Below are 22,940 nucleotides of genomic sequence, written 5' to 3' on the forward strand. Positions count from 1 at the left end.
GGTTCGGCTCGTCGCGCCGTCCAAGGTTGCGGACCTCGATCACAACACGGCCGACAACCACTCGCGTGAGATCTCGAGGGCCGCACCGCCAGCCTCAAATAGTAGATCGCTGCGCGTGCTTCGGCTACGCGGGTCGAAGCATTCCTTCCGCCACGGCGGAGCCCGCGATTGCAGTTACCTGCCCGTTCGAGCCCGCGCTACCACTCGGCGACTGCTCGATTGCATTTGCCAGAATTTGCGCATCTACCGGGGCGTACTTGATTATGTTTACGGCACCGATAGAAACACCCAGTCCGGCTAGTTTCGATTTGGCACGCAATTTCACAGCGGCAAGAACTTCTGCATCGGTTTCCATTTCTCCGACTTCTTCGGCATAAACGCTGGACCGTATTGCATTCGTAATTATCGCCATGACTGTCTCTTGCAGATCCTCCGACCGCAACGCGGCTCGCACGACGCGGAAGCCGCTCGACTGGACGCGCCAGTTGACGTCGCACTTGATGACCCATTTCTGGCGTCGGTCGTAGTCTGCGTCGCGTCGAGTCGTCTCGATATCCTCGGTCCGATTCGTGCGGACGTTGACCGATATCTTCACCAGACGCCAGATGAACGGGAACCTAACCCCTGGTCGGCCCGGTCGCAGGAGCTTCGGCTCGTCGCCGAACCAACGTTGGACGACGTTGCCGAGCCGGAGCCAGACGCCGCGCTCGTTCTTCCGAACCGAGAAGAAGGCGAACCTGACCAGACCCGCGCCGGTGATCAAGGTGGCGACGTAAACCAACCCGACCCATGGATTACCGCCTGCTCCCGGCAAGTTCCCCAAAAACCTGCTGACTGGCTCCAGCTTCATCTCGAGATCTCCGCACACTACCGCCGACGCCGTTGTCCGCGACGACCTTCAGTATACCAGTGGAGAGGACCCCGAGTATTTATTGATCAGTGATCTGAATCGAGACGAAAACAATGGCTTCCATCAAGCGGAATTGGCTTCGCTGGAATTCATTGAATTTGGCGGAGAATAATCGGTTTCGTCGAATTGGAACACCCGCCCGGCCTGGCCCAGCATCGTTCCAGCAAGGTTTGCACCGGACAACTTGGAACCGGACAAGGTGGCATCGGTCAAGTCGGCGCCGCTCAGATCTGCCTTGGTGAGGTCGGCACCATCGAGTACCGCGCCGCTCAGCCGAGCCCGCGTCAAATTCGCACCGACCATGTTCGCGCGGCGCAAATCGGCGCCGGTCAGATCAGCCCGGGTCAGGTCCGCACCGTCGAGCGTCGCGCCCGTCAGCCGCGCATAGCGCAACGTGGAGAAATCGAGGTCGACGTTGATGAGGATCGCACCGCGCAGGTCGGCGCCGTCGAGATCGGCGTGGGTGGGGATCGCGCGTTCGAGGTCAGCGCCGCACAGTGAGGCGTTCGTCAGTCGCGCTCGCCCGAGCCACGCTCCACTCAAATCCGCACCGCCCAACTCCGCGTTCTCCAGATTGGCGCCGCTGAGGTTGGTGCCGCTCAGGTCTGCTCCACTGAGGTCCGCATTGCGGAGGTCAGCGCCCTCGAGATTTGCCCCGATCAGTTTGGCGCCTGCCAACTCGGCGTCCGCGAGATCGACCCGCACACCGCGATACTCCTGCACGGCCTGGAAGCCCTCGACGATCCCCCGGTCGAGTATGGCCGCCTTCTCGTCGTCCGACAGATCGTCTTCCGGATCACCCGAGCGCATCGGCTCTTGGTCTCTCCTCCACTGGTTCCATTGCTGAACACTTCCCATGAGGAGCTTCACCTGGTTGGCGTTCGCCATGTCGCGTTTCCTCCTGCGGCTACCGGTCGCTCAGCGCATCGAATTTTCGTATCACAAGACTTGACCCCAAGCCCGATTTCGCCCTCCTCGCGCCCCCAGCATCGCGATTTCCACAATCTGTTATCAAATTGTGAATAACTCAGCTACCGAGCGCACGGGACAACAAGACCTGCCTCGTCCGAGCGCCGGCCTTTGCCAGCATCGCCTTGACGTGGTCGTTGACAGTGTGCTCCGAAATCACCAGCTCAGCGGCCATCTCCCGGGAATCCATGCCGGCACCGAGCAGCACAAGGACCTCGGACTCACGCGTCGACAGCGCATGCGCGCGCCCGAACAGGTCCATGCGCTCTGCAGCTGTGCTCGGCTCGATCGACACCGCGATATCGCCGCCACCGATTCGGTCCGCCTTCACCGTGACCCACCGGCTGCCGCCCAAGCAGACGCGCGACCAGGCCGGGCCGACACCGACACCGTTCTCCACCGCAATGAGGGCTGCGCCGATGTTGTACGCCGCGGCGGGGATGGGCGGCATCGGTTCGTCGGGTGGATTCAACCGGAGAAGCGCCTCCGCGGCACCGGCGGTCTGCACTCGGACCTGAAGGTCCGGTCCGAGAATCACGATTGCCGGACCGATGGGCGAGAGGCGACGATCCGGGTCGACGAAGGTCCGCGCCAAAGCACGTCGCAGCCCCGCGGACACCGACCCGCTCAGCGCCGACAGGAACGACAGCTCCCCTGGGGTGAACGCACCCGACGACGTTCGCCACAGATCGAGGAACCCCCAGCACCCGTACCGGTCGCCGAATGCGAGCGCCGCGGTATCGACAACTCCCAGATCACGCAGGACGTTGCGCCAGAGCAGCGACTGCGACGGATCCCCCGCCGTGCTTCCCAGTAGCGAGCTGGCCCCTCTGCCCTCGTCGAGCAGATCACTCCACCGATTGATTCGGGTCAGATACCGCCAGCGGATCAAGTCGGGCAGACGCGGCCATGGCAAGCCGGGGACATCCGCCAGCGGTGACGTCGCGACGCGCGAGACGGGATCGGTGAGTGCGAAGACGTGGCCATCGAATGGAACGATGGCACGAATGTCGGCAAGTAACTTCTCCCGCAACACTTTTGCGGTGTGGTCGGCCTGACACGTGCGCTCGATGCGATCGAGTTGCTCCCGCACGGAAGGCATGAAACTCAGTCTATGGCGAAAAGATCCCCAAGATCGGGGATGTCGCCGGCCCGTCGACCGAACGAATCATTGACTCACTACAACGACGATCCGGAAGGCCTATTATGACCACCACCCTGCACTTGGAGAACACCGTCCACGACTTCGAATCGTGGAAGGCGGTGTTCGACAAGTTCGACCGGTTCCGCGCAGACAACAAGGTCCGGTCCTACCGCGTGAGCAGGTCCGTCGCATCGCCCCAGAAGGTGATCGTCGACCTCGATTTCGATTCCATCGCCGACGCCGAATCCTTCAGTGCGGCACTGGCCAAGGTCCGGACCACCCCGCAATCGAAGGCGCAACTGGTCGAATTCGTAGAGCCTGTTGTGCTCGAACTGGTTGCCGAACGTACTTTCACCGCAGTCTGAACATGAAGCTCTTCACACCCGTCGCGGTCGTGGCAACGGCGTTCGCCACGCTGATCGGTCCGAGTGGCCCACTTGGCGGATTCTGGCGCCCCTCACCGGATTTGCCGACGGCGGCGCAACCGATCCTTGGTGGCCTGATCGCGGAAAGCATGATCGAGAACGTCGCCTTCGGCATCGGCATCGCGATTGCGCTGCTGGGCTATCGCTGGTTCGCAGCGCGCACACCTGACCGATTCCATGCGCTCGCGGCCTGGCTTGCATCGGTGTGGTTGTTAGCGTCGTGGATGCCGCACGGCTCCTTGCACCGCCACATCGGGCTGGCACCTCGCGGACTTCTGCCCGTGGAGTGGATCTTTCACGGCGGCGCGATCGTCGCGGTCGCGGCGTTGCTGTGGGCGCTGCTCGCAAAACCTGTCGGTTCGGCTGTAACGCCTAGCGCTGTGCGAGGCACTACGTCATGAATTCACGCAATGCCCGGGGCGCCATACCGAATCAGTCACCAAGACACCGAACAGGACTTCCACCATGACCATCACCGCACCCCGTGTCGCAACCGATTCCGAACTCGCCCGGAAGGTAGAAAAGGCGGGATTCTTGATCGCACGCATCGGCCTCGTCGTCACAATCGGCTGGATCGGCGCAACCAAGTTCACCGTCGCCGAGTCACAAGCGATCGAACCGCTCGTCAGTCGCAGCCCGTTCCTGGGCTGGCTGCTCGATCTGGTCGAGATTCGCAGTCTCTCAGCGGTATTCGGCGTCATCGAGATCGTAGCCGCCGTGTTGATCGCGCTCGGCCTCGTTCGCGAAATCTTCGGTGTCATCGGCGGACTGATCGCGATCGGTCTGTTCTTGACGACGATCTCGTTCCTGTTCACCTCGACGGACTACGAGCACTCCGTTCCGTTCCTCTCGGCTGCAGGACCGTTCATCATCAAGGACATCGTTCTACTCGGCGCGTCGATCATCATCTTCGCCGGCTCCTGGCTCCGACTGCTCGACAAAAGGCCTGCGGCATAGCCAAAACAACTGTGCGCGAGTCTCACCCCTGGAGGGGTGAAACTCGCGCACAGTTGTTCGTCGCTAGTCCGCGGGCAGGACGTGCTCCCCCGTCTTGTCGGTGCTCAGGCTCAACGAACTGATGTACTGCTTTTCACCGTTGGGGCCAGGCACCGCCGAGGCGATCATGTCGGGACGTTCGAAATCGATACCCGAGACGTGGCACAGCAACCGCGCGTCGGAGGGGTTGCCGTGTTCGTCGAACATGGGCAGGTCGATGCCGTCGTCCGAGCGGCGCAGGTAGTACTTGCCTTTGGTCGCAATCGCGAGGGCGGGCGTGAGGACGAGCGCAATGACCACCGCCACGATCGGCGAGTAGGGCTTGATCGCGCTGCCGAAGGCACCGAAGAAGACGAGAATCGACAATCCCGCCGACGCTGCCATCGCCCCGAAGCCGACAGGGTTCACCGCGTAAAGCATGCCGCGACGGAATTCCGGCACCTTGGGTGACAGCTTCAGCAGGTATTTGTTGACGGCGATATCGGTCGCGACGGTGACGACCCAGGCGATACCGCAGTTCGCGTAGAACCCGAGGATCGTATTGAGGAAGTCGAACATGTTGGCTTCCATGAGAATCAACGCGATCGCCAGGTTGAACAGCACGAAGACCAGTCGTCCCGGGTAGTGCTTGGTGACGCGGGTGAACGAGTTGGTCCAGGCGAGCGAGCCGGAGTACGCGTTCGTCACGTTGATCTTGATCTGGCTGATGACGACCAGGATTACGGCCAGGGTCATCGCGAGCCAGTGCGGCATCATGTCCTGGTAGATCTCGAGGAACTGATGCACCGGCTGATTCGCGATCGTCGCACCGTCTGCGACGTTGGCGATGATGTAGACGGCCAGGAACAATCCGACGATCTGCTTGAGCGCACCGAAGATCACCCAGCCCGGACCTGCGACGAGCACTGCGGCCCACCACTTCCGGCTGTTCTCAGGGGTTTTCGGCGGCATGAAGCGCAAGTAGTCGATTTGCTCGGCGATCTGGGCGATCAACGAGAGGCACACGCCGGCTGCAAGCATGACCGAGCCGAAGTTCACACCCTTGCCATCGGCGCCGCCGTACGCGAAGAACGAGCTGACCGATTCGGGGTGCCGCAGCAGCAGGTAGCCGAACGGCAGGACCATCATGATCAGCCACAGCGGCGTAGTCCAGACCTGCAGCTTCGCAAGGGCTTTCATCCCGTAGATGACGAGCGGGATCACCATGAGGGTGGAGATCAGGTAGCCCCACGCGACCGGAATTCCGAGCCCGAGTTCCAGGCCTTGGGCCATGATCGAGCCTTCGAGCGCGAAGAAGATGAACGTGAACGTCGCGAAGATGACGTTGGTCACCACACTGCCGTAGTAGCCGAAACCGCTTCCGCGAGTGATCAAGTCGAGGTCGATGTTGTAGCGCGCCGCGTAGTAGGCCAGCGGGAAGCCGGTCAGCATGATGACGACGGCGAAGATGCCGATGCCCAGCAGGGCGTTGCCAGTGCCGTACGAGATTCCGATGTTTGCGCCGATCGCAAAGTCTGCCAAGTAGGCAATTCCGCCGAGGGCGGACACCGATACGACTCCCGCGCTCCACGTTCGGTAACTACGAGGCGCGAACCGCAGGGTGTAGTCCTCGAGGGTTTCCTTGAGTGCGGCGTTGGTGTGTGACTTCGTCTCGACGGGCCTGTCGAGAATTGCCGGTTCTTCGTCCAGCTTGGTATCGATGCTCACGCGCGGTTCCTTCCATCTGCGATATTCCCAGATGGAAATATCGTGCCGCGGGCAATACTCGGCAGAAGGTGTGCCGAAACGATGGCACCTGAGTAACGATCCCGTTAAACCAAGATCGGATTAATCCAGCTCGGCGTCCAGACGCTCGAGTTCTGTTGTGAGAACGTGGAAGTGGTCGTTGCCGAGCCGCTCGACGATGCTCTCCTGCAGCGACATTTCCAGCCTGCGAAGGTCGTGAGCAGTGCTTTCTCCGCGCGGCGAGAGCAGCGCGATGACCTTCCGACGGTCGGTCGGATCGATTCGGCGGATGACCAAACCGCGGTCTACCAGCCTGTCGACGTGACGGGTCAGCGTCGAACCGGCCACGATCGAAGCCTCGGCCAGTTCCGCCATGGGGACACCACCCGAGTCGATCATCGCTGCCATCACACGCCATTGATCCAGCGATAAATCAGCCTGTTCCAAGGCGGGAACGAGGAGCGCAGCCACCTTGCGCTCGACCTGCCGCAGCAGCAGCGAGAGACTAAACTTCGTGTCTACGCTCCGCAAATTATCTCCAGGTGCGCTCGCGGCGGGGTGATGGTCTCCGCAGTGTACGACGAAGTAGCCGCGTTGGCGGGAGCGATGACGGCTAGGAGGGCATGGTGGATGCCTCGTCTGCCGATGCCGAGCACCCCACGTCGTCCCAGTTACTTCGCCGCGCCCCGGACACCGTCACGGTCGCATTCGTCATCCCGATGAGCGGCCCGGCGGGGATTTTCGGTCCGTCGTGCGAAGCATGCGGCATTCTTGCGATGGACGAACTCAACGCCACGAAGGGGATCAACGGCCGCGAAGTTCGCCTCGTCAACGTCGACGGCGGTAGGGATCCGGAAGTCGTTGCGCTGGAAGTGGAAGCGCTCGTATCGACGGGTTTCGTCGACGCAGTAGCCGGGTGGCACACGTCCGCTGTCCGCGTTGCGGTTGCCAAGCGGATCGGCGGCACGGTCCCGTACATGTACGGCGCGATGCACGAAGGCGGCGACCAGACCGAAGGGGTGTTCCTCACCGGTGAACGACCGTCGAATCAGCTACTCCCAGCAATGGATTGGATGGGAAGCGAACTCGGCGCGCACCACTGGACGATCGTCGGCAACGACTACGTCTGGCCCAGAACGACCGCGGCCGTCGCACGCCGAGCAGTCCGGGGCCGGACAACGATCATCTCGGAATCCTTTGTACCCCTTGGGACAACCGACTTCACCGCGACGATCGCCGCCATCGCCGAGGCGCCGGTCGACGGTGTCGTGATGCTGCTGGTCGGCGCCGACGCGGTGCATTTCAACCGCGCCTTCGCCGCTGCCGGACTTTCGTCCGAACTGCTGCGCGTCAGCCCGATCGTCGAAGAGAACACCCTGCTCGCCGGCGGCGCCGAGAGCAACGACGGTTTGTACTCACCCGCAGCGTATTTCGAGTCGTTGAACACGATCGAGGGCCGCGACTTCACGAACAAGTACTACGCAAGGTTCGGTCCGCATGCTCCGCCACCCAACGCGATCGGCGAATCGTGCTACGAAGCTATCCGCATGGTCGCGCAGCTCGCGACAGTCACCGGTTCGCTCGACGTCACCGCAGTTCGCCACCTCCCCCAGGGCTATTTCTACGAAGGTCCGCGCGGTCTCATGCGAATCCGCGGCAACCAACTCAGCCAAGACGTCTACCTATCCAAAGCCAACGGACTCGAATTCGAGGTCCTCGCCCAGATCGCCCGCACGTAGCTCTCGCCGAAGGGGCGGTTACGCAAGCATCGGCCCGAGTGGCGACGCACATAACCACCCCTTCGGCAGCCTCGGACTGCGGCGGCGGGCGCGACACCTCAGCCGCACGCCGACTTGTCAACCGCAGACGAAATTGCTAGCAAATTGGCGTGTCGCTGGCGAAATGGTCTGCGGCTGAGGGGATCTACTCGTCGCAACACCTCAGTGCAGGAACTCCCCCGCCTTGGTGGCGAGATCGAGGACCGGCTGCGGGAAGATTCCGAGCACCGCGGTGGTGGCGGCGGAAATCACGATGACCGTGGTGGTCAAGACACTCGACCGCGCGACGGTGGCGACGTTGGCCGGCGGCTCGGAGAAGAACATCAGCACGATGACGCGGGCGTAGAAGAACGCTGCGACTGCGCTGCTGACGACGCCGACGATCACCAGTGGGACCGCTCCGCCTTCGGCCGCCGCCTGGAACACGGCGAACTTTCCGACGAAACCGCTGGTCAGTGGAATACCAGCGAAAGCGAGCAGGAACAACGCGAAAACTCCTGCGATGAAAGGCGATCGGCGACCGAGGCCGGCCCAACGGGCCATGTTCGTGACCTCACCGCTCGAGTCGCGAACCACAGTGACGATGGCGAAAGCGCCGAGCGTGCTGAAACCGTAGGCGAGCAGGTAGAACAGCACAGCCGACAGACCGGCGTCGTTCAGCGCGATCACGCCCGTCAAGATGAAACCGGTGTGAGCCACGGACGAGTACGCGAGCATTCGTTTCATGTCGGTCTGGGTAACGGCAAGGACCGCGCCGACCGCCATGGTCAGGATCGCGACGCCCCACAGCACCGGCCGCCAATCCACTCGTAGATCAGGCAACGCGACATAGAAAATTCGCAGCAATGCGCCGAAAGCCGCGATTTTGGTCGCCGCTGCCATGAAGCCGGTGATCGGCGTGGGCGCGCCTTGATAGACATCCGGAATCCAGGAATGGAAGGGAATCGCGCCGACTTTGAACAGCAGTCCCACCGCGAGCAGACCGACGCCGACCAGGGCCAGCGAGTCGTTGCCGGTATGGTCTTTGACCGCCGACGCGATTCCGGTCAACTCGACCGTGCCCGCATATCCGTAGAGCAACGCCATTCCGTACAGGAAGAATGCCGACGAAAATGCTCCGAGCAGGAAGTATTTCACCGCTGCTTCCTGCGACAGTAGTCGACGACGACGCGCCAGGCCGCACAGCAGGTACAGCGGAAGCGAAAAAACTTCGAGTGCGACGAACATCGTGAGCAGATCACCCGACGCCGGGAAGATCAGCATGCCGCAGATGGCGAACAGGCTCAGCGGGAAGACCTCGGTCTGGACGACGCCTGCCTTGGTTGCCTCCCGCTCAGCGGGACTGCCGGGCACGGCCGACGCCTGCGGGGTGAATGCGTCGGTGTCGCCACCGAGTCCACGCTCGCCGATGAGCAGAATTGCGAGAATCGAGACGAGCAGGATGGTGCCTTGCATGAACAACGTCGGCCCATCGATGGCGACCGCGCCCATCACCGCTAAGTGCCGCGTACCGGCGAGGGCGACGACCGCCACGAACGCCGCGACAAGTCCGACAAGGCTGACCACGAGCTGACACACGTACCGACCGGCGCGCGGAACGAAGGCTTCGACGAGCACTCCGACCAGTGCCACACCGAACACGACGAGCACGGGCGCAAGTTCGCCGTACTCGATAGTCGGCGCTTGCAACGTCGAGGCGTAGGTCGTCACTTGTCACCAGCCATGGTCGGTGCCGGATCTTCCTGGTGAATGGTGGTCAATGTGTGATCGACGGCAGGAGTGATGACGTCCAGGACCGGCTTGGGGTAGACGCCGAGGATGATCAGCAGCGCGACAAGCGGTGCGAGGACGACTATCTCACGCGGCACCAAATCTCGAATCTTCTCATTGCCCTTGGTAATCGGTCCGCCCATCACGCGTTGGTACAGCCACAGCACGTAGATCGCGGCCAGCACGAGCGCGCTCGTCGCAACGACAGCGGCGACCTGGTAGCGCGAGTACGTCCCGATCAGCACCAAGAACTCACTGATGAACGGCGCAAGGCCCGGCAATGACAGTGTCGCGAGGCCGGACACGAGGAAGACGCCCGCCAGCACGGGAGCGACTTTCTGCACGCCGCCGTAGTCCGCGATCGCGCGAGTCCCCCGCCGCGAGACGAGGAATCCCGCGACCAAGAACAGCGCCGCGGTGGAGATGCCGTGGTTCACCATGTACAGGGTCGAGCCCGCCTGCCCCTGGCTGGTGAGCGCGAAGATGCCGAGAATGATGAAGCCGAAGTGCGAGATCGACGTGTACGCAATCAGTCGCATGACGTCGGTCTGGCCGATGGCCAGCAGCGCTCCGTACACGATTCCGATGACGGCCAGCGTGATGATCAGCGGCGTGAAGTATCGCGTCGAATCCGGAAACAGCTGCAGACAGTAGCGCAGCATCGCGAACGTGCCGACCTTGTCGACGACGGCCATCATCAGCACCGCCGTCGCCGGTGTCGATTGGACGGCGGCGTCGGGCAACCACGTGTGGAACGGCCAGAGCGGCGCCTTCACGGCGAACGCAAACATGAAGCCGAGGAAGATCGCGTTGAGCACGGTGGGACTCGCGCCGAGACCACCGTTGTTGGCAGCGGTCACGATCTCGCGAAAATCGAAGGTGCCTGCGCCGTTTCGCGCAGTCACGACGTAGAGGCCGATCACGGCGGCGAGCATGATCAAGCCGCCGAAAAGGTTGTAGAGCAGGAATTTAACTGCCGCATAGGACCTTTGGGTACGGTCCATGCTGCCGAACCCACCGATGAGGAAGTACATCGGAATCAGCATGGCTTCGAAGAAGACGTAGAACAGCAGAACGTCGAGTGCGGTGAACGAGACCAACACCATGGCCTCGACCATCAAGGTCAGCGCCACGTACGTGCGTGGACCGCGCGACCCCGTCGTGTCCTCGGTGTCGTTCCAGCCCGCGAGCAGCAGAATAGGCACCAGCACCGCCGTCAACACCACGAGGACCAGCGCGATGCCGTCGACTCCCAGGGTGTAGCCGGTGCCGAACGCCGGAATCCATTCGTGTGACTCGACGAATTGGTAGCGGTCGCCGCCCGGGTCGAACTGGAACGCCAATACCACTGCAATGCCGAGGGTGACGACCGATACGCCCAGTGCGACCGACTTGGCGAGTTGACTCTTTCCCGTCGGCAGCGCAAGGACCACCAGCGCACCGACGAGAGGGACGAGCCACAGCGTCGTCAACAAGGGAAAGTCGGTCATGACCACGCCCTGACCAACAGCATCGCTGCGACCACCAGAGTTGCGCCGGTGAACATCGCGAGAGCATACGACCGGACGAAACCGGTTTGCAGTTGCCGAAGCCGGGCAGACGTGCCGCCGATAAGTGCGGCGAACCCATTCGCGATGCCGTCCACCCCTTTGCTGTCGACGAAAACCAGTGAGCGAGTGAGGTGTTGACCGGGGCGCATCAGCGCAGCCTCGTTGAGAGCATCGCCGTAGAGGTCCCGACGCGCGGCGACCGTGAGCACCGAACCGGCCGGAGCCTCCTCGGGCACCTCACGAAGCGCGTACTGCCGATAGGCAACCGCGACACCGCCGAGCACGAACGCCAGCGTAAGCACGGTCGTCACCCATACGGGCATCGCTGGCTCCGAATGGTGATATCCGACAACAGGTTCGAGCCAATGCTGCAACGACGAGCCCATCGTGAAGAGCGCTCCGGCGGCGACCGACCCCACTGCGAGCACGATCATCGGCGCAGTCATGGTGCCGGGTGATTCGTGCGGATGCGCGTCCGCAGCCCAACGACGCTTGCCGAAGAACGTCAGCAGCATCACGCGCGTCATGTAGAACGCGGTGAGCCCGGCACCGATGAGGGCGGCCACACCGAGAATCGGGTTCTCGTCGAATGCGACCTCGATGATCTTGTCCTTCGAGAAGAAGCCCGCGAACGGAGGCAGGCCGATGATCGCCAGATAGCCGAGGCCGAACGTCACGAATGTGATCGGCATGACGGTCCGTAGACCGCCATAGCGACGCATGTTCACTTCGTCGTTCATGCCGTGCATCACCGATCCAGCGCCGAGGAACAGTCCGGCTTTGAAGAACCCGTGCGTGAGTAGATGCATGATCGCGAATGCGTAGCCCGCCGGTCCGAGACCGACGGCGAGCACCATGTAGCCGATCTGGCTCATCGTCGACGCGGCGAGCGCCTTCTTGATGTCGTCTTTCGCGCAGCCGATGATCGCCCCGAACAACAACGTGACAGTGCCGACGATGACGACGACCAACCGGGCGTCGGGTGTGAGATCGAAGATCGGGTTCGACCGGGCAATCAAGTAGACGCCTGCCGTCACCATGGTCGCGGCGTGGATGAGCGCCGACACCGGCGTCGGACCTTCCATCGCGTCGCCGAGCCAGGATTGCAGCGGGACCTGCGCCGACTTACCGCATGCAGCGAGGAGCAGCATCAGCCCGATCGCGGTCAACGTCCCGTCGCTGGCCCTGTCCGCGTTGCCGAACACCGACGCGAAGTCGACGGCGCCGAACGTCGCGAACATGATCATCATCGCGATCGCCAGACCCATGTCACCGACACGGTTGACGACGAACGCCTTCTTCGCCGCGGTCGCAGCCGATGGCTTGTGCTGCCAGAACCCGATCAGCAGATACGACGCGAGACCCACGCCTTCCCAGCCGACGTACAGACCGAGGAAGTTATCGGCGAGGACCAGCACCAACATCGCCGCAAGGAAGAGATTCAAATACGCGAAGAAGCGACGGCGCTCCGGATCGTGCTCCATGTAGCCGACCGAATAGATGTGGATCAGCGAACCCACACCGGTGATCAGCAGCACGAAACACATTGACAGCTGGTCCAATTGAAGGCCGAAGTCGACCTGCAAGCCCGCGACCGGAACCCAACTGAACACGTCGTTGTGCATGAGCCGGTCGGCATCGTCGCGACCGACCATGGTGAAGAACAACGCGACGCCCACGCCGAACGACGCAATCGACGCCGCACACCCGAGCAGGTGACCCCACGAGTTGGTCCGCTTGCCGCCGAGCAACAACACGACGGCGCCGAACAGCGGCAGAACCGGCAGAAGCCAGACCGTATTCAATTCGCCGCCCTCAGTGCTTCAGCAGATTCGCGTCGTCGACCGAAGCCGAACGTCGGGCACGGAAGACGGTCATGATGATCGCAAGACCGACGACAACTTCGGCAGCGGCGACGACCATCGTGATGAACGCGAACATCTGGCCGTCGAGATTGCCGTGCATCCGAGCGAACGTGACGAACGCCAGATTCGTCGCATTCAACATCAGCTCGATGCACATGAACACCACAATCGCGTTGCGACGCAGCAACACTCCCGCCGCACCGATCGTGAAGAGCAGCGCGGACAAATAGAGGTAGTTATCAGGATTCACGGTGACCCTTCCCACCCAGGCGCCCCAAACCTGGCCCAGATGTATCCATGTCACGTTTCTTCAGCACCGAGCTCACGGACAGATCGGAATACGTTCCGTCCGGCAACCTGGCCGGCAGGTCGACGGCATTGTTGCGCGCGTACACGCCGGGAGTCGGCAGCGGCGTCACCCGACCGCCCTCGCGGAAGCGCTCGACCGATTGCTCCCGCTGATCTTTGCGTTGCTCGAAACGTTCGCGGTGCGCGAGCACCATTGCTCCGATGGTCGCAACGACCAGCAATGCGCCGGTGAGCTCGAAGGCCCAGACGTAGCGCACGAAGATGATCTCGGCCAGCCCTTGCACGTTGCCGCCGGAGTTCGCCGATTGCAGTCCCTTGAAGCCCGACACCGAGGCGTTCCCGATTCCGCCGATCAGCAGCAGCCCGAACCCCAGACCTGCAGCGATGGCGGCATACCGCTGGCCGGGCAACGTCTCGACCAGTGAGTCCGAGGAGTCGACGCCGACGAGCATCAGCACGAACAGAAACAGCATCATGACAGCGCCGGTGTAGACGACGATCTGCACGACACCGAGGAAAAGCGCATCCTGCGCCATGTAGAAGACCGCGAGGACGATCATCGTCATCGCGAGGAAAATCGCCGAATAGACCGCTCTGGAAGCGCCCACCACACCGAGCGCACCGAGCACCGCGATGGTGCCGAGAATCCAGAACTGCACGCCCTCACCGGTGGAGGTGCGGGTGAACGAATCCGCCAGCAGCGTGAGTGTCATTCTGTACCGCTCACATTCGAGTCCATTCGCGGGCCCTTTGTGGCGGCCTCTTCCCTCGTCGCTCCAGTCGCTGCGCTCCCTCCACTCCTCAGTCCAGAGTCCGCCGGCCCGCTCACATTCCCCCGGTAGTAGTCCTCGTCCGTCGTACCGGGGGCCATGTCGTGCGGCGGCGCGACCATGCCCGGACCGAGCGGCGCGAGCAGTTTGTCCTTGCCGTAGATCAGGTCGGCGCGGTTGTCGTCGGCGAGTTCGTAGTCGTTGGTCATCGTGAGCGCGCGGGTCGGGCAGGCCTCGATGCACAACCCGCAGCCGATGCAGCGCAGGTAGTTGATCTGGTAGACGCTCCCGTACCGCTCCCCCGGCGAAAAGCGTTCCGTCTCTGTGTTGTCGGAGCCTTCGACGTAGATGGCGTCGGCTGGGCAAGCCCACGCGCACAACTCGCAGCCGATGCACTTCTCCAGCCCGTCCGGATGACGGTTGAGTTGATGCCGACCGTGATAACGAGCTGCGGTCGGCGTCTTTTCCTCGGGGTAGAACTCGGTCATCGGCTTCTTGAACATGGTCGAGAAGGTCACGCCGAATCCTGCTACTGGACCAAGAAACTTAGGCATCCGTACTCCCTTGCGTGACGACGGACTTTCGGCGAAATTCCGGAAGCGTCTGACCTGGCATCGGCGGAACCGGGAACCCGCCGGCCATCGGATCGAACGCGCCGGTTGGCGCAGGCTCGTCGGCGACGCGGGCCCGACTGCCGCGAACCAACTTCCACGCCAGCGCCAACACCAAGAGGGCGACGACTACGCCTGCGATGACGAGCGCAATCGACTTGATCTCGTAGCCCTCGTTCCTGAACGCCCGGACCGTCGCAACCACCATGACCCAGAGCAGCGAAATCGGGATCAGGATCTTCCAGCCGAGCTTCATGAATTGGTCGTAGCGCAGCCGCGGCAACGTACCCCGGAGCCAGATGAAGAAGAAGAGGAAACCCCAGACTTTCATCGTGAACCACAACAGCCCCCACCACCCCGCGTTGGCGCCGTCCCACAGGTTGAACGGGAACGGCGCATGCCAGCCGCCGAGGAACAGCGTTGCCGACAGCGCCGAGACGGTCACCATGTTGACGTACTCGGCGAGCATGAACATCGCGAACGGAAGGGACGAGTATTCGGTGTGGAAGCCGCCGACCAGTTCGCCCTCGGCTTCAGGCAGGTCGAACGGCGCGCGGTTGGTTTCGCCGACCATCGAGATCGTATAGATGAGGAACGACGGCAACAGCAGGAAGATGTACCAAATGCGGTCCTGCGCAGCGACAATTCCCGACGTCGACATCGTCCCGGACAGAAGAAATACCGCCGCGAACGACATCGCCATGGCGATCTCGTACGAGATGACCTGCGCGGTCGAGCGCAGTCCACCGAGCAACGGATACGTCGAGCCGGACGACCACCCGGCGAGCACGATCCCGTAGACGCCGACCGATGCGATGGCGAGGATGTAGAGGACACCGACGGGCAGATCGGTGAGCTGCAACGCGGTCTGATGGCCTGCTATCGAGACTTGACCACCGAACGGGATCACGGCGACCGCCATGAACGCAGGCACCGCTGCAATGACCGGGGCGAGCAGGTATACCGGCTTGTCGACGCCGGTCGGGATAACGCCCTCTTTCAGGGCCATCTTGACGCCGTCTGCCAGGGTCTGCAGCAGACCCCACGGACCGACCCGGTTCGGTCCGACGCGCATTTGCATGTACGCCATGATCTTTCGCTCGGCGAGCACCACCACGAGGGTCGTCAGCATCAGATAGGCGAAGATGCCGACAGTCTTGGCGATAACCAACCACCACGGGTCGTGGCCGAACAACGAGAGGTCTGTCATGACGCGCCTCCTCGTTCGATTGCGACGACACTGCCTGCTGCCGCACCCAATTGCGGGTAGACCGCCGAATCCGGCGAGTTCAGCGGAAGCCAGACGACGCCGTCAGGCAGGTCAGTGATGGCCAGTGGCAACGTGATCGAGCCGCGGTCGGTCCGCACCGTGACCGATTCGCCTTCGCCGACACCGATTTCGGTGGCGGTGCCCGCCGACAATCGCACGACCGGCTTACGCGCCGTTCCGGCGAGATTCGGTTCGCCGTCCTGCAATCGACCCGCATCGAGCAGCATCCGCCACGTCGCGAGGACCGCCTGGCCGGGACCTGGCTGCGCGGCCGCTTGCGCCGCAACGTCGGGCGCAGGTAGGCTCCCACCGTCCCAGCTGCCAAGCTTGTCGATCTCGGCGCGAGCCGTTGCCGCATCCGGAAGGTTCAGCGCTGCACCCATTTCCGCAGCCAGCGCGTGCAGTACGCGCTGGTCCGGCATGGCGCCTGTATCGCGCAATGCGGCATCGAAGGTCCGTGTGCGACCCTCCCAGTTGACGAAGGTGCCCGGCTTTTCGACCACGGGCGCAATGGGGAAGACGACGTTCGCGCGATCTGTGATCGCGCTGTGCCGAAGCTCCAGACTGACAATGAAGGGCACGGCGTCGAGCGCGGCCAACGCTGCGTCCGGGTCGGGCAGGTCGTCGACCTCGACGCCGCCGACGACGAGCGCGGCGAGCTGATTCGCTTGTGCCGCAGCGAGAATGCCAGCGGTATCGCGACCTGGTGTCGCAGGCAGTTCGGCGACATTCCACAGCGTCGCCACCTGGCGCCGAGCGTCCGGATCGCTGGTCGGCCTGCCGCCCGGCAGCAATCCTGGCGCGGCGCCTGCCTCGAGCGCGCCGCGTTCACCTGCGCGACGCGGCACCCACGCCAATCGGGCACCAGTTTTTTCGGCGAGCCGGACGGCTGCCGACAGGCCGCCCGGCACACCAGCGAGCCGCTCTCCGACCATGATCACCGCGCCCGGGTTCAACAATTCGGCGGTCGTTGCGTCGTCGAGCGCCCGCGCCTCGCAACCAGGCGCCGTCTGAATCAGTCGACCGGACAGCTTGGTCAACCCGTTCGTCGCGAACGGCGCAATCGAGTGCACTGCCAATCCCGACTTCCGTGCGGCCTTGCGCAGCCGCAGGTAGACGATCGGCGACTCCTCTTCCGGCTCGAAAGCGACGAGCAGCACCGCCGACGCCTGTTCGAGGTCGTCGTAGGTCACCGTCAGCCCTCGACCGGCAACCTTCGCCGCCAAGAACTCGGCCTCTTCGGCGGAGTGTGCTCGAGCGCGAAAATCGATGTCGTTGGTCTCGAGTGCAATTCGCGCAAACTTCGCGTACGCGTAGGCGTCCTCCACAGTCGCGCGACCGCCGACCAACACACCGGCGTTCCCGGTGGCCGCGATCAATGCATGCGTCGAAATGGCCAACGCCTCCGACCATGAGGCTGGTACGAGCGTACCGGTATCGTCGCGGACCAACGGGGTGGTGATGCGGTCGCGCTCGGTGGCGTAGGTGAACGCCCAACGCCCCTTGTCGCAATTCCACTCCTCGTTGACGGCGGGATCGTCGCCGGCCAACCGCCGCAGCACCTTTCCGCGCCGGTGGTCCGTGCGCTGCGCGCAGCCACTCGCGCAGTGTTCGCAGACGCTCGGGCTCGAGACGAGGTCGTACGGTCGTGCGCGGAATCGGTAAGCCGTGCCGGTCAGCGCGCCGACCGGACACACCTGAACCGTATTGCCGGAGAAGTACGACTCGAACGGCTCGTTTCCATAGATCCCGACCTGCTGCAACGCACCACGTTCGAGAAGTTCGATGAACGGGTCACCCGCGATCTGCTGGGAGAACCTCGTGCAGCGGGCACAGAGCACGCATCGTTCGCGGTCGAGCAGGACCTGCGTCGACAACGGAATCGGCTTCGGGAAGGTGCGCTTGACGTCCTCGAACCGAGATTCCGCCTGGCCATTGGACATTGCCTGGTTCTGGAGGGGACATTCGCCACCCTTGTCGCAGACCGGGCAGTCCAGTGGATGGTTGATCAGCAGCAACTCCATCACGCCACGCTGCGCTTTTTCGGCCGCAGGCGAGGTGTGCTGCGTGCGGACCACCATGCCATCGGTGACTGTGATGGTGCACGAGGCCATCGGCTTGCGCTGGCCTTCGACATCGACCAGGCACTGGCGACAAGCTCCGACTGGGTCGAGCAACGGGTGATCACAGAACCGCGGAATCTGGATTCCGACCAACTCGGCAGCGCGGATGACCAAGGTGCCCTTGGGTACTCGCACCTCGACGCCGTCGATTGTGACGGTCAGCAATTCTGGCAGCACCCCGGTCATGCCGTCACCGCCGAAAACAGTGTCGCCGCGTGTGGATCGAACGGACACCCGCCGCTGGTGAAGTGGGCGAGGTACTCGTCGCGGAAGTACTTGATGGAGGACAGGATCGGGCTTGCCGCGCCGTCGCCAAGTGCGCAGAAGGACTTGCCCAGAATGCTGTCGGAGATGTCGAGCAACTTCTCCACGTCGCCCTCGGTTCCCTTGCCTGCCTCGAGCCGTTGCAGAATCTGCGTCAGCCAGTAGGTGCCCTCACGGCAGGGAGTGCATTTGCCGCAGGACTCATGTTCGTAGAACTCGGTCCACCGAAGGACCGCTCGCACAACGCATGTGGTCTCGTCGAAGATCTGCAGCGCCTTCGTCCCCAACATCGAGCCTGCAGCGCCGACGCCTTCGTAGTCGAGGGCGACGTCGAGATGTTCGTCGGTGAAGATCGGCGTCGACGACCCACCCGGTGTCCAGAACTTCAGCCGGTGCCCAGCGCGGATACCGCCCGCGTATTCGAGCAACTCCCGCAACGTAATTCCCAGCGGCGCCTCGTATTGGCCCGGCTTCGTCACGTGGCCGGACAACGAGTACAGCGTGAATCCGGGAGACTTTTCACTACCCATCGACCGGAACCAGTCGATGCCGTTCAACAGAATTGGCGGCACACTGGCAATCGACTCGACATTGTTGACGACGGTCGGGCACGCGTACAGACCGGCGACCGCGGGAAACGGCGGCCGCAGCCGTGGCTGGCCGCGGCGGCCCTCCAACGAATCCAGCAGCGCGGTTTCCTCGCCGCAGATGTAGGCACCTGCGCCGGCATGGACCACCAGCTCGAGGTCGAAGCCGGAATCCAGAATGTTCGTGCCGAGATAGCCGGCGGCATAGGCCTCGGCCACAGCCGCCTGCAATCGCCGCAGCACCGGAATTACCTCACCGCGGACATAGATGAACGCCTTGCTCGAACGAATGGCGTACGCCGCGATGATCACGCCCTCCACCAGCGCGTGCGGAGTGGCCATCATCAGCGGAATGTCTTTGCACGTACCAGGTTCCGACTCGTCCGCATTGACAACCAGGTAGTGCGGCTTACCGTCACCCTGCGGGATGAAACCCCATTTCATTCCGGTCGGGAACCCCGCACCGCCACGACCGCGCAGTCCGGCGTCCTTCACCGTCTGGATGACCTGGTCCGGCGTCGAGGCCAGGGCTTTACGCAGCCCCTCGTACCCGTCATGACGAAGGTAGGTCTCGAGCGTCCACGATTGCGGCTCGTCCCAGAATCGACTGAGAACCGGAGTCAGCGGCACGTCATGCTCCGTCCGTCGTCGGTGCGGTCATGCCCTGTTCGCGTGCGATCCGCAACCCGACCAGCGTCGCATCGCCCGGGCCGCCTTCGAGCACTCCGGGACGTTCGTCGGGGAAGCCTGCAAGGATCCGGGCGGTCTCGCGGAACGTACACAGCGGGGCTCCGCGACTGGGTTGCACCGACTCGCCCGACCGCAACGAATCGACAAGCGTGCGCGCCGATTCCGGAGTCTGGTTGTCGAAGAACTCCCAATTGACCATCACGACCGGCGCGAAGTCACATGCCGCGTTGCACTCGATGTGCTCGACCGTGACCTTGCCGTCGGCCGTCGTTCCACCGTGTCCGATGTCGAGATGTTCCTCGAGTGCAGCCAGAATCGCGTCGCCGCCCATCACTGCGCACAGCGTGTTCGTACAGACACCCACGAAGTACTCCCCCGTTGGGTCGCGGCGATACATCGAATAGAACGTCGCGACCGCCGTCACCTCAGCTCCGGTGAGCCCCAACTGTTTCGAGCAGAACTCGATGCCGGCGGGAGTGATATAGCCGTCCTCGGACTGGACCAGATGGAGCAACGGAAGCAACGCCGACCGCGCAACCGGATAGCGTCCGATGATCTCGGCGGCGTCGGCAGTCAGTCGCGCCTCGACATCGGGCGGATACGTCACCGGAGCGCCTGGATGAACCAGCTGCCCCTTCTCCTCGGACCGCGCACCGAACTGAATGAACACCGGCGTTGAATTGCTCATCGATCCACCCCACCCATGACCGGGTCGATGCTGGCGACGGCGGCAATCACGTCGGCGACCATCCCGCCCTCGCACATCGCTGCCACTGCTTGAAGATTCGTGAACGATGGGTCCCGGTAGTGCACCCGATACGGCCGGGTGGCACCGTCGCTGACCATGTGGACACCGAGCTCGCCTCGTGGCGACTCGACAGCGACATAAACCTGCCCGGGCGGGACGCGGAACCCCTCGGTGACCAACTTGAAGTGATGAATGAGCCCCTCCATGGAGGTGCCCATGATCTTCTTGATGTGCTGCGGCGAGTTGCCGAGCCCGTCCTCGCCCAGAGCGAGATCCGCGGGCCAGGCAATCTTGCGGTCTTCGATCATCACCGGACCGGGCTTCAAACGGTCGAGACATTGCTCGACGATCTTCAGCGACTCCTTCATCTCCTCGACCCGAATCAAGTAGCGGCCGTAGGTATCACAGCTGGTATCCGTCTTGACCTCGAACTCGTAGTTCTCGTAACCGCAGTACGGCTGCGATTTCCGCAGGTCGTGCGGCAGCCCGGTAGACCGCAGGACGGGCCCGGTGACGCCGAGGGCCATGCAACCGGTCAGATCCAAGTAGCCGATGCCGACCGTGCGCGCCTTCCAGATCGGGCTGTCGCTCAGCATCAACTCCAATTCGTGCAACCGGCCCGGCAGAATCTTCAGCAACTCACGAACCTTGTCCACGCCGTCCGCAGGCAGATCCTGCGCGAGGCCACCGGGCCGGATGTAGGCGTGATTCATCCGCAGCCCGGTGATGGTTTCGAACACGTCGAGGATCTGCTCACGCTCGCGGAATCCGAAGAACATCGCGGTCAAAGCCCCGAGTTCGATCCCGCCGGTGGCCAACGCGACCAAATGCGACGAAATGCGGTTCAGCTCCATCATCATCACGCGAATGACACTGGCCCGCTCCGGAACCTGGTCTGTGACGTCCAGAAGCTTCTCCACGCCAAGGCAGAACGCGGTTTCGTTGAAGAAGGGCGAGAGATAGTCCATCCGAGTCACGAAAGTGACGCCCTGCGACCAATATCGGTACTCGAGGTTCTTCTCGATTCCGGTGTGCAGGTAGCCGACGCCGCAGCGCGCTTCGGTGACCGTCTCCCCCTCGATCTCCAGAATGAGCCGCAAGACGCCGTGCGTCGACGGGTGCTGCGGCCCCATGTTGACGACGATCCGCTCCTCGCCGGCTTGTCTCGCGGCGCTGACGACCTCGTCCCAATCCTCGCCTGCAGCTGTATAGACGGTTGCTTCGCTCATCAGCGGTACGACCTCCGCTCGTCCGGCGGCGGAATGACAGCGCCTTTGTATTCGATCGGGATGCCGCCGAGCGGATAGTCCTTGCGCTGCGGGTGGCCTTCCCAGTCGTCGGGCATCTCGATCCGCGTCAACGACGGGTGGCCGTCGAAGATGATGCCGAAGAAGTCGTAAGTTTCGCGCTCGTGCCAGTCGTTGGTCGGGTAGATCGAGTACAGCGACGGGATATGCGGGTCCGTGTCGGGTGCCGAGACCTCGACGCGGACGCGTCGGTTGTGCGTGATCGACAGAAATGGATACGCGCCGTGCAACTCCCGGCCGGTGTCTTGCGGATAGTGCACCCCATTGACGCCGAGACACAGCTCGAACCGCAGGTCCGGCTCGTCGCGCAGCCGCTGCGCAACCCGTTGCAGATACTCGCGCCGCACATGCAGTGTCAGCTCGTCGCGGAAGACGACGACCCTTTCCACCGCATCGTCGAGCTCCACGCCGGTATCCGACAATGCTGCAGCGAGTGCATCGACGACCTCGTCGAAATAACTCCCGTAGGGACGGGGGCTGCTGGCAGGCAATGGGACCGGACGAGCCAGCCGACCGTAACCCGACGTGTCACCAGTTCCTTGCACCCCGAACATGCCGGTGCTTGTTTGGCTCATCGGAGCAGACCCTTCAGCTGGAACGTGGGAGTCGCTGCAAGGGCGGCTTTTTCAGCCTCTCGCACCACCTCGTCACGGTGCACGCCGAGCGGCATCTCCTGAATCTTTTCGTGCAGCTTGAGGATTGCGTTGAGCAGCATTTCCGGGCGCGGCGGGCAGCCGGGCAAGTAGATGTCGACAGGGACGACGTGGTCGACACCCTGCACGATCGCGTAGTTGTTGAACATGCCGCCGGACGACGCGCACACGCCCATGGCGAGAACCCATTTGGGTTCCGGCATCTGGTCGTAGACCTGCCGCAGAACAGGAGCCATCTTCTGGCTTACCCGGCCCGCGACGATCATGAGGTCGGCTTGGCGCGGAGACGCGCGGAAGGCCTCCATCCCGAACCGCGCGATGTCGTAGCGCCCGGTGCCGGTGGCCATCATCTCGATGGCACAGCAGGCCAGGCCGAAGGTCGCCGGCCACAGCGAGCCTTTACGCATGTACCCCGCGATGCCCTCCACCGTGGTCAGCAGAAAGCCGCTCGGCAGCTTCTCTTCGAGACCCATATC

At 63.1% G+C, this 22,940-nt stretch carries 22 protein-coding genes; 4 read left to right on the forward strand and 18 right to left on the reverse strand.

Annotated features, from left to right (window positions below):
• Positions 1-124: 124 nt before the first annotated feature.
• The 3 genes from FGL95_RS20475 to FGL95_RS20485 all read right to left on the reverse strand — a co-directional run bounded on the left by FGL95_RS20475 (position 125) and on the right by FGL95_RS20485 (position 2,981).
• Complete coding sequence (locus FGL95_RS20475) at positions 125-850, reverse strand: SPFH domain-containing protein (protein WP_169590225.1); 726 nt, start codon at positions 848-850, stop codon at positions 125-127.
• Positions 851-973: 123 nt separating this feature from the next.
• Positions 974-1,798, reverse strand: coding sequence for a pentapeptide repeat-containing protein (locus FGL95_RS20480; protein WP_169590227.1), 825 nt, complete (start codon positions 1,796-1,798; stop codon positions 974-976).
• A gap of 139 nt (positions 1,799-1,937) precedes the next feature.
• On the reverse strand, positions 1,938-2,981 hold the full coding sequence (locus tag FGL95_RS20485; RefSeq protein ID WP_169590229.1) for a helix-turn-helix transcriptional regulator: 1,044 nt from the start codon (positions 2,979-2,981) through the stop codon (positions 1,938-1,940).
• Between the two features lie 104 nt (positions 2,982-3,085).
• On the opposite strand from FGL95_RS20485, the gene FGL95_RS20490 reads away from it, so the two are divergent.
• The 3 genes from FGL95_RS20490 (at position 3,086) to FGL95_RS20500 (ending at position 4,405) form a co-directional block, all read left to right on the forward strand.
• Positions 3,086-3,388, forward strand: coding sequence for a hypothetical protein (locus FGL95_RS20490; RefSeq protein WP_169590231.1), 303 nt, complete (start codon positions 3,086-3,088; stop codon positions 3,386-3,388).
• A gap of 2 nt (positions 3,389-3,390) precedes the next feature.
• On the forward strand, positions 3,391-3,849 hold the full coding sequence (locus tag FGL95_RS20495) for a hypothetical protein (protein WP_169590232.1): 459 nt from the start codon (positions 3,391-3,393) through the stop codon (positions 3,847-3,849).
• 64 nt (positions 3,850-3,913) lie between these two features.
• Complete coding sequence (locus FGL95_RS20500) at positions 3,914-4,405, forward strand: DUF417 family protein (RefSeq protein WP_169590234.1); 492 nt, start codon at positions 3,914-3,916, stop codon at positions 4,403-4,405.
• A gap of 63 nt (positions 4,406-4,468) precedes the next feature.
• Here FGL95_RS20500 and FGL95_RS20505 read toward each other — a convergent pair whose 3' ends face one another.
• Together FGL95_RS20505 and FGL95_RS20510 are read right to left on the reverse strand one after the other, a co-directional pair.
• A complete protein-coding gene (locus tag FGL95_RS20505; RefSeq protein ID WP_206072158.1) occupies positions 4,469-6,133 on the reverse strand; it encodes a purine-cytosine permease family protein in 1,665 nt (554 codons plus the stop codon).
• Between the two features lie 138 nt (positions 6,134-6,271).
• Entirely contained in the window at positions 6,272-6,700 is a 429-nt protein-coding gene (locus tag FGL95_RS20510) for a MarR family winged helix-turn-helix transcriptional regulator (RefSeq protein ID WP_169590236.1), read from the reverse strand.
• 95 nt (positions 6,701-6,795) lie between these two features.
• Between FGL95_RS20510 and FGL95_RS20515 the strand changes: the two genes are divergently transcribed.
• Positions 6,796-7,908 (forward strand): substrate-binding domain-containing protein, encoded by a 1,113-nt coding sequence (locus FGL95_RS20515; protein ID WP_338079943.1) that lies wholly within the window; start codon positions 6,796-6,798, stop codon positions 7,906-7,908.
• A gap of 201 nt (positions 7,909-8,109) precedes the next feature.
• Here the strand turns inward: FGL95_RS20515 and nuoN are convergent, their stop codons facing one another.
• The 13 genes from nuoN to FGL95_RS20580 are packed head-to-tail and all read right to left on the reverse strand — an operon-like array spanning position 8,110 to position 22,937.
• Positions 8,110-9,657, reverse strand: a complete 1,548-nt coding sequence (gene nuoN, locus FGL95_RS20520; RefSeq protein ID WP_338079944.1) for an NADH-quinone oxidoreductase subunit NuoN — start codon at positions 9,655-9,657, stop codon at positions 8,110-8,112.
• A complete protein-coding gene (locus tag FGL95_RS20525) occupies positions 9,654-11,207 on the reverse strand; it encodes an NADH-quinone oxidoreductase subunit M (protein WP_169590240.1) in 1,554 nt (517 codons plus the stop codon). Before FGL95_RS20525 ends, nuoN begins: the two co-directional genes overlap by 4 nt.
• Positions 11,204-13,072 (reverse strand): NADH-quinone oxidoreductase subunit L, encoded by a 1,869-nt coding sequence (gene nuoL, locus FGL95_RS20530; RefSeq protein WP_169590241.1) that lies wholly within the window; start codon positions 13,070-13,072, stop codon positions 11,204-11,206. Before nuoL ends, FGL95_RS20525 begins: the two co-directional genes overlap by 4 nt.
• A 10-nt stretch (positions 13,073-13,082) precedes the next feature.
• A complete protein-coding gene (gene nuoK, locus FGL95_RS20535) occupies positions 13,083-13,382 on the reverse strand; it encodes an NADH-quinone oxidoreductase subunit NuoK (protein WP_169590243.1) in 300 nt (99 codons plus the stop codon).
• Positions 13,372-14,154: an NADH-quinone oxidoreductase subunit J gene (locus tag FGL95_RS20540; RefSeq protein ID WP_169590245.1), complete on the reverse strand. Its 783-nt coding sequence runs from the start codon at positions 14,152-14,154 to the stop codon at positions 13,372-13,374. Before FGL95_RS20540 ends, nuoK begins: the two co-directional genes overlap by 11 nt.
• Entirely contained in the window at positions 14,151-14,765 is a 615-nt protein-coding gene (gene nuoI / locus FGL95_RS20545) for an NADH-quinone oxidoreductase subunit NuoI (RefSeq protein ID WP_169590246.1), read from the reverse strand. The genes FGL95_RS20540 and nuoI overlap by 4 nt, the downstream gene beginning before the upstream one ends.
• Positions 14,758-16,032, reverse strand: a complete 1,275-nt coding sequence (gene nuoH, locus FGL95_RS20550) for an NADH-quinone oxidoreductase subunit NuoH (protein WP_169590248.1) — start codon at positions 16,030-16,032, stop codon at positions 14,758-14,760. The genes nuoI and nuoH overlap by 8 nt, the downstream gene beginning before the upstream one ends.
• Positions 16,029-18,401, reverse strand: a complete 2,373-nt coding sequence (locus FGL95_RS20555; RefSeq protein WP_169590250.1) for an NADH-quinone oxidoreductase subunit G — start codon at positions 18,399-18,401, stop codon at positions 16,029-16,031. The genes nuoH and FGL95_RS20555 overlap by 4 nt, the downstream gene beginning before the upstream one ends.
• The gene (gene nuoF / locus FGL95_RS20560; protein ID WP_169590252.1) at positions 18,398-19,696 is read right to left on the reverse strand and encodes an NADH-quinone oxidoreductase subunit NuoF; all 1,299 of its coding nucleotides are present in this window, start codon (positions 19,694-19,696) and stop codon (positions 18,398-18,400) included. The genes FGL95_RS20555 and nuoF overlap by 4 nt, the downstream gene beginning before the upstream one ends.
• A gap of 1 nt (position 19,697) precedes the next feature.
• Positions 19,698-20,444, reverse strand: a complete 747-nt coding sequence (nuoE, locus tag FGL95_RS20565; RefSeq protein ID WP_169590253.1) for an NADH-quinone oxidoreductase subunit NuoE — start codon at positions 20,442-20,444, stop codon at positions 19,698-19,700.
• Positions 20,441-21,733: an NADH dehydrogenase (quinone) subunit D gene (gene nuoD / locus FGL95_RS20570; RefSeq protein WP_169590255.1), complete on the reverse strand. Its 1,293-nt coding sequence runs from the start codon at positions 21,731-21,733 to the stop codon at positions 20,441-20,443. The genes nuoE and nuoD overlap by 4 nt, the downstream gene beginning before the upstream one ends.
• Positions 21,733-22,386 carry an NADH-quinone oxidoreductase subunit C gene (locus FGL95_RS20575; protein ID WP_169590257.1) on the reverse strand — a complete coding sequence of 218 codons (654 nt, stop codon included), beginning with the start codon at positions 22,384-22,386 and terminating at the stop codon, positions 21,733-21,735. The genes nuoD and FGL95_RS20575 overlap by 1 nt, the downstream gene beginning before the upstream one ends.
• Complete coding sequence (locus FGL95_RS20580; RefSeq protein ID WP_169590259.1) at positions 22,383-22,937, reverse strand: NuoB/complex I 20 kDa subunit family protein; 555 nt, start codon at positions 22,935-22,937, stop codon at positions 22,383-22,385. Before FGL95_RS20580 ends, FGL95_RS20575 begins: the two co-directional genes overlap by 4 nt.
• Between the last annotated feature and the right edge of the window lie 3 nt (positions 22,938-22,940).

This window comes from Antrihabitans stalactiti (genome assembly GCF_012932915.1).
Lineage (GTDB): Bacteria > Actinomycetota > Actinomycetes > Mycobacteriales > Mycobacteriaceae > Antrihabitans > Antrihabitans stalactiti.